This is a genomic window from Pannonibacter sp. SL95 (genome assembly GCF_026672425.1).
Classification (GTDB): Bacteria; Pseudomonadota; Alphaproteobacteria; order Rhizobiales; family Stappiaceae; genus Pannonibacter.
The window spans coordinates 222,438-237,500 of sequence record NZ_JAPPRC010000004.1 but is presented as its reverse complement, the minus strand read 5'-3'; the positions used below and the strand labels follow the sequence as shown (position 1 = coordinate 237,500).

8 protein-coding genes, 1 tRNA gene, 2 rRNA genes, 2 pseudogenes and 2 CRISPR repeat arrays (2 of these 15 running past the window's edge) are annotated in these 15,063 nt (G+C 64.7%); all 13 genes and pseudogenes read left to right on the top strand.

All coding sequences use genetic code 11. The features are described from left to right. Positions 1 to 2,668 (top strand): 23S ribosomal RNA (locus OVA12_RS11595) (it extends 53 nt beyond the left edge of the window). Positions 2,669 to 2,867: 199 nt separating this feature from the next. Next, positions 2,868 to 2,981: ribosomal RNA gene (rrf, locus tag OVA12_RS11590) — 5S ribosomal RNA — on the top strand. 70 nt (positions 2,982 to 3,051) lie between these two features. Beyond that, positions 3,052 to 3,128, top strand: a tRNA-Met gene (locus tag OVA12_RS11585). 215 nt (positions 3,129 to 3,343) lie between these two features. Further along, positions 3,344 to 6,190 carry a CRISPR-associated helicase Cas3' gene (gene cas3, locus OVA12_RS11580; protein WP_268137462.1) on the top strand — a complete coding sequence of 949 codons (2,847 nt, stop codon included), beginning with the start codon at positions 3,344 to 3,346 and terminating at the stop codon, positions 6,188 to 6,190. Positions 6,191 to 6,472: 282 nt separating this feature from the next. Continuing rightward, positions 6,473 to 6,989: direct repeats of the CRISPR family, unit length 29 nt; unit sequence GTGTTCCCCGCACACGCGGGGATGAACCG. Positions 6,990 to 7,596: 607 nt separating this feature from the next. After that, a pseudogene (casA, locus tag OVA12_RS11575) lies at positions 7,597 to 8,856 on the top strand (type I-E CRISPR-associated protein Cse1/CasA); the annotation flags it as partial. Between the two features lie 70 nt (positions 8,857 to 8,926). Then, positions 8,927 to 9,076, top strand: a pseudogene (locus OVA12_RS23990) (hypothetical protein); the annotation flags it as partial. Positions 9,077 to 9,082: 6 nt separating this feature from the next. Beyond that, positions 9,083 to 9,361, top strand: coding sequence for a hypothetical protein (locus tag OVA12_RS11570; RefSeq protein WP_268137459.1), 279 nt, complete (start codon positions 9,083 to 9,085; stop codon positions 9,359 to 9,361). Further along, positions 9,358 to 9,981, top strand: coding sequence for a type I-E CRISPR-associated protein Cse2/CasB (gene casB, locus OVA12_RS11565; RefSeq protein WP_268137458.1), 624 nt, complete (start codon positions 9,358 to 9,360; stop codon positions 9,979 to 9,981). The genes OVA12_RS11570 and casB overlap by 4 nt, the downstream gene beginning before the upstream one ends. A gap of 1 nt (position 9,982) precedes the next feature. Next, positions 9,983 to 11,059 (top strand): type I-E CRISPR-associated protein Cas7/Cse4/CasC, encoded by a 1,077-nt coding sequence (gene cas7e, locus OVA12_RS11560; RefSeq protein WP_268137457.1) that lies wholly within the window; start codon positions 9,983 to 9,985, stop codon positions 11,057 to 11,059. Then, positions 11,056 to 11,829 (top strand): type I-E CRISPR-associated protein Cas5/CasD, encoded by a 774-nt coding sequence (gene cas5e / locus OVA12_RS11555; protein ID WP_268137456.1) that lies wholly within the window; start codon positions 11,056 to 11,058, stop codon positions 11,827 to 11,829. The genes cas7e and cas5e overlap by 4 nt, the downstream gene beginning before the upstream one ends. Further along, positions 11,826 to 12,560 (top strand): type I-E CRISPR-associated protein Cas6/Cse3/CasE, encoded by a 735-nt coding sequence (gene cas6e, locus OVA12_RS11550; RefSeq protein ID WP_268137455.1) that lies wholly within the window; start codon positions 11,826 to 11,828, stop codon positions 12,558 to 12,560. The genes cas5e and cas6e overlap by 4 nt, the downstream gene beginning before the upstream one ends. Continuing rightward, entirely contained in the window at positions 12,557 to 13,507 is a 951-nt protein-coding gene (gene cas1e / locus OVA12_RS11545; RefSeq protein WP_268137453.1) for a type I-E CRISPR-associated endonuclease Cas1e, read from the top strand. The genes cas6e and cas1e overlap by 4 nt, the downstream gene beginning before the upstream one ends. Further along, entirely contained in the window at positions 13,504 to 13,806 is a 303-nt protein-coding gene (gene cas2e / locus OVA12_RS11540; RefSeq protein ID WP_161677442.1) for a type I-E CRISPR-associated endoribonuclease Cas2e, read from the top strand. The genes cas1e and cas2e overlap by 4 nt, the downstream gene beginning before the upstream one ends. Positions 13,807 to 13,881: 75 nt before the next feature. Further along, positions 13,882 to 15,063: direct repeats of the CRISPR family, unit length 29 nt; unit sequence GTGTTCCCCGCACACGCGGGGATGAACCG; it runs 128 nt beyond the window's last position.

The following is a 15,063-nucleotide window of genomic DNA, read 5'->3' as shown; positions in this document are numbered from 1 at the left end:
AGGACGTGATACGCTGCGATAAGCGTCGGGGAGCTGCGAATGAGCTTTGATCCGGCGATTTCCGAATGGGGCAACCCACTCCGTATGGAGTACCCGCAAGGGGGCAAACCCGGGGAACTGAAACATCTCAGTACCCGGAGGAAAGGACATCAACAGAGACTCCGCTAGTAGTGGCGAGCGAACGCGGACCAGGCCAGTGGCCTAGTTTTAAGAACCGGAACCGTCTGGAAAGTCGGGCATTATTGGGTGATAGCCCCGTACGGGTAGAAAGAAACTAGGTCCTCGAGTAAGGCGGGACACGTGAAATCCTGTCTGAACATGGGGGGACCACCCTCCAAGCCTAAGTACTCCTTGTCGACCGATAGTGAACAAGTACCGTGAGGGAAAGGTGAAAAGCACCCCGACGAGGGGAGTGAAACAGTTCCTGAAACCGGATGCCTACAAACAGTTGGAGCCCGAAAGGGTGACAGCGTACCTTTTGTATAATGGGTCAGCGACTTAATTTAACGAGCAAGCTTAAGCCGATAGGTGTAGGCGCAGGGAAACCGAGTCTGAATAGGGCGACTTAGTTCGTTGGATTAGACCCGAAACCGGGTGATCTAGCCATGACCAGGTTGAAGGCACGGTAACACGTGCTGGAGGACCGAACCCACGCCTGTTGAAAAAGTCGGGGATGAGTTGTGGCTAGGGGTGAAAGGCCAATCAAACTCGGAAATAGCTGGTTCTCCGCGAAATCTATTTAGGTAGAGCGTCGACCGAATACCCTCGGGGGTAGAGCACTGGATGGGCTATGGGGACTTACCGTCTTACTGATCCTAACCAAACTCCGAATACCGAGGAGTACTAGTCGGCAGACACACAGTGGGTGCTAACGTCCATTGTGAAAAGGGAAACAACCCTGACCGCCAGTTAAGGCCCCCAAATCATGGCTAAGTGGGAAAGGATGTAGAACTCCCAAAACAACCAGGATGTTGGCTTAGAAGCAGCCATCATTTAAAGAAAGCGTAACAGCTCACTGGTCTAAATAAGGGGTTCCGCGCCGAAAATGTAACGGGGCTCAAGCCATGTGCCGAAACTGCGGGTGCACGTAAGTGCGCGGTAGCGGAGCGTTCCGTAAGCCAGTGAAGGGAGACCCGTGAGGGCTCCTGGAGGTATCGGAAGTGCGAATGCTGACATGAGTAACGACAAAGCGGGTGAGAGACCCGCTCGCCGAAAGTCCAAGGGTTCCTGCTCAACGTTAATCGGAGCAGGGTTAGCCGGCCCCTAAGGCGAGGCCGAAAGGCGTAGTCGATGGGAATGCAGTTAATATTCTGCAGCCTGCGGGTGGTGACGGATGCCGTGTATCGTATCCCCTTACTGGATTGGGGATGCGGTGAAGGTGTCCCGGGAAATAGCCCCCGCGTATAGACCGTACCCTAAACCGACACAGGTGGACAGGTAGAGCATACCAAGGCGCTTGAGAGAACTATGCTGAAGGAACTCGGCAAATTGCTCCCGTAAGTTCGCGAGAAGGGAGCCTTCTGGTTGGGCAACCAGCCAGGAGGGGCACAGACTAGGGGGTGGCGACTGTTTATCAAAAACACAGGGCTCTGCGAAGTCGCAAGACGACGTATAGGGTCTGACGCCTGCCCGGTGCCGGAAGGTTAAGAGGAGGTGTGCAAGCTCCGAATTGAAGCCCCGGTAAACGGCGGCCGTAACTATAACGGTCCTAAGGTAGCGAAATTCCTTGTCGGGTAAGTTCCGACCTGCACGAATGGCGTAACGACTTCCCCGCTGTCTCCAGCATAGGCTCAGTGAAATTGAATTCCCCGTGAAGATGCGGGGTTCCTGCGGTCAGACGGAAAGACCCCGTGCACCTTTACTACAGCTTCACACTGGTATTCGTGTCGACATGTGTAGGATAGGTGGTAGACGTTGAAGCGAGGGCGCCAGCTCTCGTGGAGTCATCCTTGAAATACCACCCTTGTCGTCATGGATATCTAACCGCGATGTAACAGCATCCGGGACCGTGTGTGGCGGGTAGTTTGACTGGGGCGGTCGCCTCCCAAATGGTAACGGAGGCGCGCGAAGGTGGGCTCAGACCGGTCGGAAATCGGTCGTCGAGTGCAATGGCATAAGCCTGCCTGACTGCGAGACTGACAAGTCGAGCAGAGACGAAAGTCGGCCATAGTGATCCGGTGGTCCCTCGTGGAAGGGCCATCGCTCAACGGATAAAAGGTACGCCGGGGATAACAGGCTGATGACCCCCAAGAGTCCATATCGACGGGGTTGTTTGGCACCTCGATGTCGACTCATCGCATCCTGGGGCTGGAGCAGGTCCCAAGGGTATGGCTGTTCGCCATTTAAAGCGGTACGTGAGTTGGGTTCAGAACGTCGCGAGACAGTTCGGTCCCTATCTGCCGTGGGTGTAGGAGAATTGAGAGGATCTGTCCCTAGTACGAGAGGACCGGGATGGACGAACCTCTGGTGGACCTGTTGTGGCGCCAGCCGCAGTGCAGGGTAGCTATGTTCGGAATAGATAACCGCTGAAAGCATCTAAGCGGGAAACTAACCTCAAAACAAGTTCTCCCTGAAGAGCCGTGGTAGACCACCACGTCGATAGGAGGCATGTGGAAGCGCGGCAACGCGTGAAGCTGAGCCTTACTAATAGCTCGTTCGGCTTGATCACTCTCATTAATCAATGTCCATTCCATTCTAAAGCGCTCACGGGCGCTGCCCTCCGCGAGGGCGGCCAAACGTGGCCGGCGCGCGTCGCGCTTGCGGACCTTCGGTCCGTCAAGTCCCTCGATAGTCAGGGAAATGCGCCAAAATCATCGATGCCTCAAAAGGCAAAAAGACCAGTTCCTCATCTGTCTGCACTTCGCCGGCCTGGTGGCCCCAGCGGGGGCCCCCACCCGATCCCTTCCCGAACTCGGCCGTGAAACCCCCCAGCGCCAATGGTACTTCGTCTCAAGACGCGGGAGAGTAGGTCGCCGCCAGGCCTGCAAAGTCCAGACAAACCTCTCAACACTCAAGACATAACACCCGCGGAAAATCCGCCAAACACCTCAACGCGGGGTGGAGCAGCCCGGTAGCTCGTCAGGCTCATAACCTGAAGGCCGCAGGTTCAAATCCTGCCCCCGCAACCAAATCAGCCTAAAATAAAACAACCCTTCAAGCGCATTAGAATATCGCCAAGATAGAACAAAACAGGAACATAAGCGGCGGGCGTGCCTCATCGAGCTGCTCACACGCCAATACAAGCCCGACGTCTGCGGCCCGCTTGCCGGATACATCTCTTGCTTGCATCGGCGGCCGTTCCGGCTTTCACTCGCGCATGCAACCAGTCGAACGGAGGCAGTCGGTGAGCTGGCAGTTCTGGGCAAAGACCCAAGATATGGGGGCCGAGCGGGTGGTAGTTACCTTCCCGTTCAAAACTGTCCTACATCACGCACTCGATGTCGCAGCCGCAGCTGACTGCTACCTCGCGCTTCGTCCTGCGCTGGTCGCCCGGCTGGCGGAGCGTCTCAACACGTCGCAGGATCTGCTTCGACCTGTTCTGGTCTTTCTCGCCGCGCTGCATGACCTTGGAAAGATCTCCCGCAGTTTTCAGGCCTTGCAACCGGATCTGTGGCCACAGGATCTGCTTGGGCATCTTGTCCCTGTGCCCGGTCGTCGCCACTGGCGCAACAGCGCGCTTCTGTTGCGGTCAGCGCCCGTCGCGCCCCTGATCTGCGGCCTGTTCCCGGCCTTCCCACCGGCGGACCCGAACACCCCCGACGCCTATGACACTGATGCGATTGCCCCGCTGGTCGCCGCCGTTGCAGGCCATCATGGTCGGCCACCAAAGGCGGAAACCGAGACCAACGCCAGCCCGCAGGATGCTGCGGCGGATCCGGATCTCGGCCCGGCCTGCGTCGCCGCTGCTGCCGATATTGCCCGGCAGATCCACACGGTCCTGCAGCCGTCTTCGCTCGAGAGCGTTCACCGCAAGGCGCAGCTCCACGGCCTGTCCTGGGCACTGGCCGGGCTTGTCACGCTGGCGGACTGGGTCGGATCCGACAGCGACGACTTCCCGTTTCTCGACCCGCAGATGCCGGCGCCGGACTACTGGCCCCTGGCCCGGACGGCGGCGAAGGCGGCGCTAGCCCGCAAGGGCCTCTGCCCGGGCCAGGCTTGCAGCACCCCGGGACTGAGCCGCGTTGCCCCGGCGGCTGCCGCCGCGCCAAGGCCGCTGCAGGCGCGGGCTGACAGCCTGCCCTTGCCGCCCGGGCCTGTGCTTGTGATCCTTGAGGACACGACCGGTGCCGGCAAGACGGAAGCCGGGCTCACTCTGGCGGCACGCATGATCGCGGCCGGCAAGGCGGAAGGCGTGTTCCTGGCGCTGCCGACCATGGCAACGGCCAATGCCATGTACGCCCGCCTTGCGCCTGTCTACCGCGCCTTCTTTTCCGATGACGCAGAGCCGTCGCTGGTGCTGGCGCATGGCCAGTCGAAGCTTGCGTCCCGCTTTCAGGAGAGCATCGCCCCCGCCGATGCCCCGCCGCAAGCGCCGGCCTCCGACACCACCAGTGCCGGCGCGTTCTGCGCCCGCTGGCTGGCCGACAACCGCCGCAAGGCGCTGCTTGCAGATGTGGGGGCGGCAACGATCGACCAGGCCTTCCTTGCCGTCCTGCGCAAGAAGCATCTGGCGCTGCGGCAGATTGGGCTCGCTGGCAAGGTGCTGCTGGTCGATGAAGCGCATTGCTTTGATGCGTATATGGGCGAAGAGCTGGCCACACTGCTCCAGCTCCACGCCACCCTCGGCGGTTCTGCGATCATCCTCTCCGCGACCTTGTCTGCAGCCCAGAAGAAGCGCATCGCCGAAGCCTTCGCCCGGGGTCTCGGCAAGCGGGATCCGGATGATCACACAAACGATTTGGCGTCCGGCGATGTGCCCTATCCCCTCATCACGGTGGTCGATGAACGTGGCGCGCGGGAAGAGGCGCCGGGGTTTGATCCGCGCCTCGCGCGGACAGTTCATCTGTCCCGCCTTGCCTCACGAGAGGAGATGATGGCGCGTGCGCTGCAAGCGGCGCGCAAGGGCGCGGCGGTGGCCATTATCAGCAACGCCGTCGACACCGCCATCGAGATGGCCGAGGCGCTGCACCGGCAAGCGGCCGGCACCGAAGCGGCGCCTGGACAAGCCGGCGCCCCGGTCGCCGTGGACCTGTTTCATGCCCGCATGACGCAGGCCGACCGCCAGAGCATCGAGGCGGACGTGCTCGCCCGCTTCGGCAAGGGGGCAAGCGCGCAGGACAGGGCCGGGCGGATCGTTGTGGCGACCCAGGTGATCGAGCAATCGCTGGACCTTGATTTCGACCTCGTGCTCTCGGACCTTGCCCCCGTCGATCTCCTGGTGCAGCGGGCTGGCCGGCTGTGGCGCCACATGGAGCTTCGGCCCGCGTCGAGCCGTCCGTTGCCACGCCCGGAGCTGCTGATCCTGTCACCTGACCCAGGCGATGTGCAGACGGCCGCCTGGGCGCAGGCAACCCTTGGCCCGGCAGCCTATACGTATCAGGATCCTGCTGTGCTGTGGCGCAGCGCGCGCGACCTGTTCGCCCGTCCCGCCCTGGTGGTGCCGGACGACCTGCGGCCGCTGATCGAATCGGTCTATGCGGCGAATGAGGACGACATCCCGCCCCCCCTGCTGCAGGCGCGCCGGGAGGCGAGAGGTCAGCAGCTGGCCGCGCGCGGCCTTGCAGGCTTCAATGTCATCAAGGTTGCCGATGGGTATGGCGGGCTGCCCGATACGCTGTCGGACGAAGAAGACATCGGCACGCGCCTGGGAGAGGAGACGGTGACGGTGCGGCTCGCCCGTGTGCACGGCGATGATCTTGTTCCCTATGCGGACGGCCCGCACACGGACGGCGCAAGTGTCGCCGCCCGATCCGCCGGGATGCCGCATGCCAGCGCGGCCTTGGACAACGCCGCGCTGGTCGAGGCCTGGGCCCTGTCCGAACTGCGTTGCCGCAGGGACTGGCTTGGCCCGCTGGATGCGGGCGACGATCCGCAGCGCCAGCGGCTGAAACAGTCCTGGCCGGAGTGGGAGCAGTCCATCGTCGTGGCGATCCTGAGGGAGGACGGGCGTCTGGACGTGCCGGGTGCCCCGCCGCGTGCCCTCTCCTATGACGCGCGCACCGGCTTGCGCCGCGCCGCCAGACCCGATTGACCCAGCGTTGCTTTGGGCTCTGGCCGCCGGGCTGGCCCCTGCTGCCGTGACGGGCGGCACTCACGCGCCGCCGCGCAACACCGGCGGCGCAACGCAACACCCGCCGCTGCCACGCCTCGGGAGACGCCAGCGCCTGCTGCAATGACCCGCCAGATCGCGGCTGCCACACTTGCCACGGGTCCGTGCTTCAGGCACCTTTCGAACAGGCTCCGCGCGGCGCATTTTTTCGGTAGCTTTTCGCTCTTTGAAATTATCAAATGCAATCAGGCACTTCCAAAAGGCGTGTTCCCCGCACACGCGGGGATGAACCCGCGAACGCTGCGGGATCGCGCCGTATTCGGCCGTGTTCCCCGCACACGCGGGGATGAACCGTGCGCGACCAAGCGCTGACTATGCTCCGGGCGGTGTTCCCCGCACACGCGGGGATGAACCGGCTCATTTGCTCAAGGAGATCGGCCCATGTGGGTGTTCCCCGCACACGCGGGGATGAACCGCGACGACGGGATGATCAGGAGCGGGCCGCGAAGTGTTCCCCGCACACGCGGGGATGAACCGGCGGCCGGCGTCGATATCCATGAAGTGGATCAGTGTTCCCCGCACACGCGGGGATGAACCGGCGGCAGGGCGGCGACAGAAGGGCCTGCGTTTGTGTTCCCCGCACACGCGGGGATGAACCGGAGCCGTCCCGCTTGAATCATCATTCTGTAATGTGTTCCCCGCACACGCGGGGATGAACCGCCGCAACAGGTGATCGAGCTGGGCACGCCGGAGTGTTCCCCGCACACGCGGAGTTGAACCGGCTATCTCCGGGCAAGGGCTGCCCATTGGAGCGTGTTCCCCGCATATGCGGGGTGTTTGAGCACTTCCTGGCTGGAGGCACTCTCAGAATGTTGACATCGGCTCTGGTTGGTGTTTCTGGTCAATGTCCCCTTCAATGAGGGGATGAGCCGTATCTCGTTGTCGGGCGTACTGCGTTCCCTGCAAACGCGGGGATTTCAGACAGAATAAGTATCTTGTTGTTGGTCTTAACTGGCCTTGACATCTATTAGTCGTCGGGGCATGCTACCTAAGCTTGAGCTGAAGTCGGGGTGGCCCGACTTCAGCGCCAAGCGTGACCGAGAGTGGAGCCGGTTTGGTCGCTGACCTTCACTCTCATACGACAGGAGGTGCAATCGATGATGATCAGACCTGTATTTCGGGCGCATGAGCCGCGGAGGCAGGATCCCAGCGCTGCTGGCTTCCAATCAATGCGGTCTCAAAACCCCATGTAACCTATCAGCGTCAAGGCCGCATGGCTAGCGCCACCATGCGGTCTTGACGCAATCGCTCTGGCGTGCATTTCTTGCGATGAAACTCGCAATGATTGCAGGATGTAACCGCCTTTCGAGGCGGGATTGTGGGGTGGGGTGAGGCTCAATCTTCTGACGGATGCGTGGCTCCCCGTGCTCCTGCGGTCTGGTGCAAAGGCCTGGGTCAGCCTGCCCGGTCTGGTCGCGCCAGTGCCGGCGCCGTCCGGCAGTGCCCCTGACTATGCCGTGGAATTTGCCTGGGGGCGGCCGGATCTCGACATGGCGTGCCACGAGCTGTGCATCGGCCTTCTCCAGATCTGTCTTGATGTGCGCGATGAGGACGACTGGGCCGCGCTCTGGCGCGGGGCGATGACCGGTCCGGAGTTTGCCGAAAGGCTGCAGCCGCTGGCTTTCGCGTTCGAGCTGACCGGTGATGGTCCCCGGTTCCTGCAGGATCCGGAGCCCTTCGAGGCCGGGGTTGCTGCGGCCGCGCAGTGGGATGTCGAGGCCCTGTTCATCGACACGCCGGGACAGAACGGCCAGAAGAAAAACGCCGATGTGCTGACCCATCGCGGGCGCTATCCGGCGCTGGGTCTGCCCGCCGCAGCCATGGCACTTTATGCCTTGCAGGCCTTCGCTCCTGCTGGCGGGGCCGGCATCCGCACCTCGCTGCGGGGTGGCGGGCCGCTCAGCGTGCTGGTCATTCCGCAGGCGCGTCCAGGGTCTGCGCCGGTGCCGCTGTGGCGCCGGCTGCTGGCCAATGTCACCCCCGAGCCAAATCGGCTGAAGGCGGCGCGTCTGGCCTCGGCGCTGCCCTGGCTCGCGCCAGTCCACCAGAAAGGTGCGAAAGGTGCGACGCCGGAGGGCGCAGATGCCACAGATGCCACAGGCGGCAAGATCCATCCCGATCCGGCCGAGGGGGCGCATCCGCTGCAGGCGTTTTTCGGCATGCCGCGCCGGATCCGGCTGGTTCCGGGGCCTGCCGCCGGGCGCTGTGCGCTGACCGGCTGCGAGGGGCCTGTGGTGACGGGCTTTGTCCAGAAGCCGCATGGCCTTGATTATGGCCTGTGGCAGCATCCGCTGACGCCGTACCGGCGCCTGAAGAAGGATGGCGAGCCCTACAGCGTCAAGCCGAAGTCCGGCCGGTTCGGCTATCGCGACTGGGTTTCGGTGGCGCTTGGCTCCGAGCAAGGGGTGCTGGCCGACATGCCGCGCACGGTTGCCCAGGCGCGCAAGGCGCGCGCTGCCGCCTTGCTCACCTCTGGCCGGGATCCGCTGCTGCGGGTTGGCGGCTGGGCCATGAACAACATGGAGGCGATGGCCTTCCTGTCGGCCGAGCAGCCGATGCATCTGGCGGGGACGGAAGATCAGGCGCGCCTAGCTGACGCAGTTTGCCCGCAGCCTTGCCGCGGCAGGGGGCGAGGCGGCTTCGGCCCTGCGCGAGGCGGTGCGTGTGGCTGTGCTCGGCGAGGCGTCGAAGGCGGACGGCGACAAGGGCGTGCTCGCGCAGGCGCAGTCGGCGTTCTTTGCCGCAACCGAAGCGCCGTTCCACGCCATCACGGCGCAGGTGCTGCTGCTGCCGGCGGATGCGACACCCGACGACATGGCGCCGCTGCGCCAGTCCTGGCTGCGCACGATCCAGCGGGCGGCACTGGCGCAGTTCGATCTCCATGCACCGATTCCTTTGGCTGATCCGCAAAAAGCGGAGCGGCTCGTCAAGGCGCGCCACGGCCTGCTGGGGGTGTTTCTGGGCTACCGCGCGGCGGGGGGCCGGCTTTACGAGGCGCTCGGTCTGCCGAAGCCGGAGCCGAAGGTCAAACCTTCCGCATCCGGCAAGACGCGGAAACCGGCGAAGGCGCTCGGCGAGGGGGAACTGGCATGACGCTGTATCTGACGGATGAGGCCGTCTCCGAGATCCTGCGCTGGTGGCGGGCCCTGCATCCGGACGTCCATGGCCATGATGGGGACCGCAGCCAGCGGGCGCAGCTGCGCCGGGCCGACGGGCCGCTTGAGGCATTGCTTCTGCCCTCCACGCTGGAGCTGATCAGCCGGGTGACGAAGGCGCAAGGCGCGGCCTGGCCCAGGGGCAAATCGGCGGCATCGGCGGCGACACTGCGTCTGGCCGGGCTGGCCATCCTGCTTGCATCAGCGCGTCCGGGCGATCCGGCCGGCGGGGCCATGGTGCGATTTGCCGACCTGCTTGGAACGCCGGCCAGTGGATCGCGGTCGGCATCCGACGAGAAGCCGCGGTATTCCCCCCTCAGGTTCAGCGCCCTGCTGCGCGCCGGTGATGATCCGGACCAGTTCGTGCGCCAGGCGCGGCGTGCGATCGCCATCGTCGGACGGACACCGTTCCAGATGCCCGACTTTATCCGCTCGGTGGCGGGGTTTGACGACGAGGTCCGCCGCCGCTGGACCTTCGAATACTGCGGCCACGGCAGCGATCTGGCGGCCGTTGCCAGCGCGTCTGCCGAGGCGACCGAAGAGCTTGAGGAGAACTGACATGTCCCGTTTCCTGCAACTGCACATCCTCACGCCCTATCCGGCTTCCAATCCGAACCGGGATGATCTTGGCCGTCCGAAAACCGTGACGCTGGGCGGGGTGACGCGGATGCGCATTTCCAGCCAGGCCATCAAGCGGGCCATTCGCACCCACCCCGCATTCGCCCTGGCGCTGACGGATCATGTCGGCAGCCGCACCCAGCGGCTCGGGCTTGAGGTTCAGAACCATCTTTTGGCTCAGGGCGCACCGGAGGCCGAAGCGCTCACCTATGCCCGGGAGATTGCCGGCGCTTTCGGCAAGATCAAGAGCGAGAAGGACAAGGACCCCGCCTATATCGAGCAGCTGGCCTTCATCTCGCCGCAGGAGCGCGCACTTGCCTTTGATCTGGCCGAGCGCAAGCTGAAGGGCGAGAAACTGCCGAAGGACAAGGAGCTCGCCAGGGAGGTGCTGCTGAAGGCCGACGGTGCTGCCGACATTGCCATGTTCGGCCGCATGCTGGCGGACAGTCCGGAGTTCAACCGGGATGCCGCCGTCCAGGTGGCACATGCCTTCACCACGGCCCGTGTCTCCGTCGAGGATGATTTCTACACCGCCGTCGACGATCTGAAACGCGCGGAAGAGGACGCCGGGGCCGGCTTCATCGGCGAGTCCGGTTTCGGCGCGGGCATCTTCTATCTCTACATCTGCGTCGACCGCGTGCTGCTGGCGGAAAACCTCGACGGCGATACTGCCCTGGCACAGCGGTCCGTCGAAGCGCTGGTGCGGGCGGCAGCCGTCGCCTCGCCGTCGGGCAAGAAGAACAGCTATGCCAACCACGTCCGCGCCGAGTTCATCCTGGCGGAACTGGGCGATGGCCAGCCGCGCACGCTCGCCGGCGCGTTCACCCGTCCCGTCTCCGGCGATGACCACACGGCTGCTTCCATCGAAGCCCTTCGGGCGAAGCGTGACGAGTTCACCGCAGCCTATGGCAAGGACTGGAGCGAGGAGCGCGTGCTGCAGGTTGGCGCGTCGGACAGCGCCACGCTGGATGATCTGGCGCGCTTTGCGGCCAGCGGGCACTGGCCGGTGCCGGAATGACGGAGGGACCGGCAGCGGATGCCGCCGGGGCGTGGCTTGTCATCGCGCTGGCCGCGCCACTGGCGAGCTTCGGCGAGGCGGGCGGCAACGCCCAGCGGGGCACGGCGGAGCGTCCCTCGCGGTCGGCGCTCATCGGCCTCGCCGGTGCCGCGCTCGGTGTCCGGCGGGACGATGCGGCCGGGCAGGCGCAGATTGCCTCGGCGCTGCGCATCGCCAGCCTGACCTTGCGCCCGGGCGAGCTGATCACCGATTTCCATACGTTCCAGACCTTGCCCGGCCCGGCCGGCCAGCCGTCGACCCGGGCGGAGGCGCTGAAGCGGCGTGCCAGCCTTGAGACCTCGATCACCCGGCGGGAGTACAGGTCCGACGTGTTCTATCTGGCGGGATTTGCGGTGCAGGACGGATCCGACCTTCTGCCGTCACTGGCCGAGGCGTTTCGCCGGCCCCGCTTCGCCCTGTGGCTGGGGCGAAAGTCGTGCCCGCTCGCCCGTCCGCTCAATCCGCAGGTGCTGGCGGTGCCGTCCGCTGCGGCGGCGTTCCAGGCCTATCTGTCGGCTGACCCGCATCTGCGGTCCTTCGGCTTTGATCACGGGGTCCTGTCGGCCGAATGTCCCGAGGATCTTGGGGCTGACGCGGCAGGAGAGGGCGCGCGCATGCGCGTTCATTCCCGCCGTGACGACCCGGCCAGCCGGGTGTCATGGCAGTTTTCGTCCAGGTCCGAGTATGTGACCCGGATCAGGCTGGCCGTGCAGGGCGAGGCGTTGCCATGAGTGAGCTCCACTTGTCACGACTGACCCTGCGGCGGGATGCGAAAGCCGTCGCGCCATTGATTGCCGTGCTCAATCCGGACCAGCCCGGCGCGCGGATCAGCATCGACCACCGGCTGCTGTGGACGGTCATGCCGTCCGCTCAGGCAGACGGGATCGCAGCAGATCCGGATGGCACGGCACCCCGGTTCCTCTGGCGGCGGGATGGTGACCTGAGCCGGTACTTCGTCCTCGGCCCGAAGCCCGCCGACGGCTCGCCGTTCTTTGATGTCGAGACCCGTCCGTTCGCGCCGGACCTGTCTGCGGGGGACCGGCTGGCGTTCCAGCTGCGCGTCAATGCCACCGTCAACCGAAAGGTCGGCACAGGGCCGGATGGCCGTGCCCTGCGCCGCCGGTGCGATGTGACGATGGATCTGATCCGCAGCGAGGAGGAGGCCGCGACGGCGCCCCGGCCGCGCGCCCGGCTGCGGGATGCGCTGGCGGATGTTGCCGCGCGCGACTGGCTGTCCCGGCAGGGAGAGGCGAACGGCTTCACCCTCACGGCCGTCCAGGTCGACAGCTACACGGTTGAGGACGTTCCCCGTCAGCGCGAGAGGCCGGCGAGGTTCGGCGTGCTGGATGTCCAGGGCTTGCTGGACGTCACGGATCCTGCCGCTTTCCTCACCCGGCTTGCCCTTGGCTTCGGCCGCGCCCGGGCATTCGGCTGCGGATTGATGCTGATCCGGCGCGCGTGAGCGGCGACACGTCTCTTCCCGGCGCGCCGCCGCCGCGTCCGATCCCGCTGAAGGATCGGGCCTCGATCATCTTTGTCGAACGCGGCCAGCTGGATGTCATCGACGGCGCCTTCGTGCTGGTCGATGCCAACGGAATCCGCATGCATATTCCGGTCGGCGGGCTGGCGGCGATCATGCTTGAACCAGGTGTGCGCATCAGCCATGCCGCCGTCTCCCTGGCCGCCCGGGCGGGGACCTTGCTGGTCTGGGTGGGCGAGGCAGGCGTTCGGGTTTATGCCTCGGGCCAGCCCGGCGGCGCCCGCTCCGACCGGCTGTTGTGGCAATGCCGGCTCGCCATGGACGAAGCGGCCCGGCTCAGGATTGTCCGGCGCATGTTCGAGCTGCGGTTCTCCGAGCCGGCCCCTGAGAAGCGGTCGGTGGACCAGTTGCGCGGCATCGAAGGCGCGCGCGTCCGGGCCCTGTATGAGGGCTTTGCCCGGCAGTTCGGCGTCTCCTGGACGCGGCGCAACTACAGTCCCGACAACTGGGACATATCCGACACGCCCAACCGCGCCCTGTCTGCGGCCACATCCTGCCTGTATGGCCTAACGGAAGCGGCGATCCTCGCCGCCGGCTATGCCCCGGCCGTCGGTTTTCTTCACACGGGCAAGCCTCTCTCCTTTGTCTATGACATCGCTGACATCTTCAAGTTCGAGACGGTTGTTCCCGAAGCCTTCCGCATTGCCGGACAGCACGCAAAGGGCAAGTTGTCCGGCCCGGTTGATCGTGAGGTGCGGCAAGCGTGCCGCGATGTGTTCCGGCGCAGCAATCTGCTGGGGCGCCTCATCCCGGCGATCGAGGACATCCTTCTCGCCGGCGATCTGCCGCCACCTGAACCGCCCGCTGATGCAGTCGGGCCGGCCTTCCCGGACCCCGCCGCGTCGGGCGATGCAGGACATCGATCATGATGGTGGTTGTGACCAATAACGCCCCGCCGCGCCTGCGCGGCCGGCTTGCGGTGTGGCTGCTGGAAGTCCGGGCCGGCGTCTACATCGGCACCTATTCCGCCCGCACTCGCGAGATGATCGCCGAACAGGTCACCCTGATGATCGAAGACGGTGATGCGGTCATCGCCTGGGCCGCACCGAATGACGCCGGCTTCGACTTCCAGACATGCGGCCGGAACCGCCGGATGCCAGTTGATTTCGACGGCCTGAAGCTAGTAGCGTTTCATCCGCCGGGCGAAAATGGATCCCGCTCGACCTGACCTGAAACACGCCAAAAAATCGGTAGCATTCTGCTCTTTGAAATTCTGCAGCATATTCAACGCTCTCCAGGAAGAGTGTTCCCCGCACACGCGGGGATGAACCGGCGTCACGGCTTCACATACTCCGGATTGCGTTGTGTTCCCCGCACACGCGGGGATGAACCGCTCGTTGGAGGCCGCTCCTGAAGCCGCCATCGGTGTTCCCCGCACACGCGGGGATGAACCGCCAATCGGCCGCGTGCGTCATAGGCAAGAACCGTGTTCCCCGCACACGCGGGGATGAACCGGTTCAGGACCGGATCGCCGTTCCCGACGCCATGTGTTCCCCGCACACGCGGGGATGAACCGCCCGGCCCATCGATGATGCAATTCGGCCTATCGTGTTCCCCGCACACGCGGGGATGAACCGGTTTCCACCCTGCTTTACAATCTGGCGTCCGGGTGTTCCCCGCACACGCGGGGATGAACCGGCGAGGGCTACGCCATCGGGGCGGTCGATACCGTGTTCCCCGCACACGCGGGGATGAACCGATGTCTATGAGCTGTGGCTTGAGGAGTTCCTGGTGTTCCCCGCACACGCGGGGATGAACCGTTGCACCGGTTGCCCGTCAGCTCAACATCCCTGTGTTCCCCGCACACGCGGGGATGAACCGGCGGTTGTCTGGGACGTACCCGCGCAAGAGTGGTGTTCCCCGCACACGCGGGGATGAACCGCTGGAAAACAAGGCTTATCGCATCGAGACAGCGTGTTCCCCGCACACGCGGGGATGAACCGTGACCGATCCGGAGCCGGATTTGTTGCCAAAGGTGTTCCCCGCACACGCGGGGATGAACCGCCATGACGCCGCAGAACGCTGGTGGCCATGCCGTGTTCCCCGCACACGCGGGGATGAACCGCTGGCCATCTGCGCGTCTCCGTGGTCTGCGCTGTGTTCCCCGCACACGCGGGGATGAACCGGCGGTGATGCGCCTCCGCGAGCTGCGTTCAAAGTGTTCCCCGCACACGCGGGGATGAACCGCACTTTCGCATATCCGGCAAAGGCAGCGACGGGTGTTCCCCGCACACGCGGGGATGAACCGCTTGGGCTTGGCCCGGCTGGCGGCGGCGCTGTGTGTTCCCCGCACACGCGGGGATGAACCGATCTGAACCGGATCGGCGAATATCAGCGGCAGGTGTTCCCCGCACACGCGGGGATGAACCGACCGCGCTTGAGATCGCCAACGAGATCGGCGGGTGTTCCCCGCACACGCGGGGAT

Excerpts from the sequence above, each read along its gene's own strand:
- casB (WP_268137458.1), top strand. The coding sequence starts at position 9,358 with ATGACGCTGTATCTGACGGATGAGGCCGTCTCCGAGATCCTGCGCTGG.
- cas5e (WP_268137456.1), top strand. The coding sequence starts at position 11,056 with ATGACGGAGGGACCGGCAGCGGATGCCGCCGGGGCGTGGCTTGTCATC.
- cas7e (WP_268137457.1), top strand. The coding sequence starts at position 9,983 with ATGTCCCGTTTCCTGCAACTGCACATCCTCACGCCCTATCCGGCTTCC.
- cas2e (WP_161677442.1), top strand. The coding sequence starts at position 13,504 with ATGATGGTGGTTGTGACCAATAACGCCCCGCCGCGCCTGCGCGGCCGG.
- cas6e (WP_268137455.1), top strand. The coding sequence starts at position 11,826 with ATGAGTGAGCTCCACTTGTCACGACTGACCCTGCGGCGGGATGCGAAA.
- OVA12_RS11570 (WP_268137459.1), top strand. The coding sequence starts at position 9,083 with ATGGCGCCGCTGCGCCAGTCCTGGCTGCGCACGATCCAGCGGGCGGCA.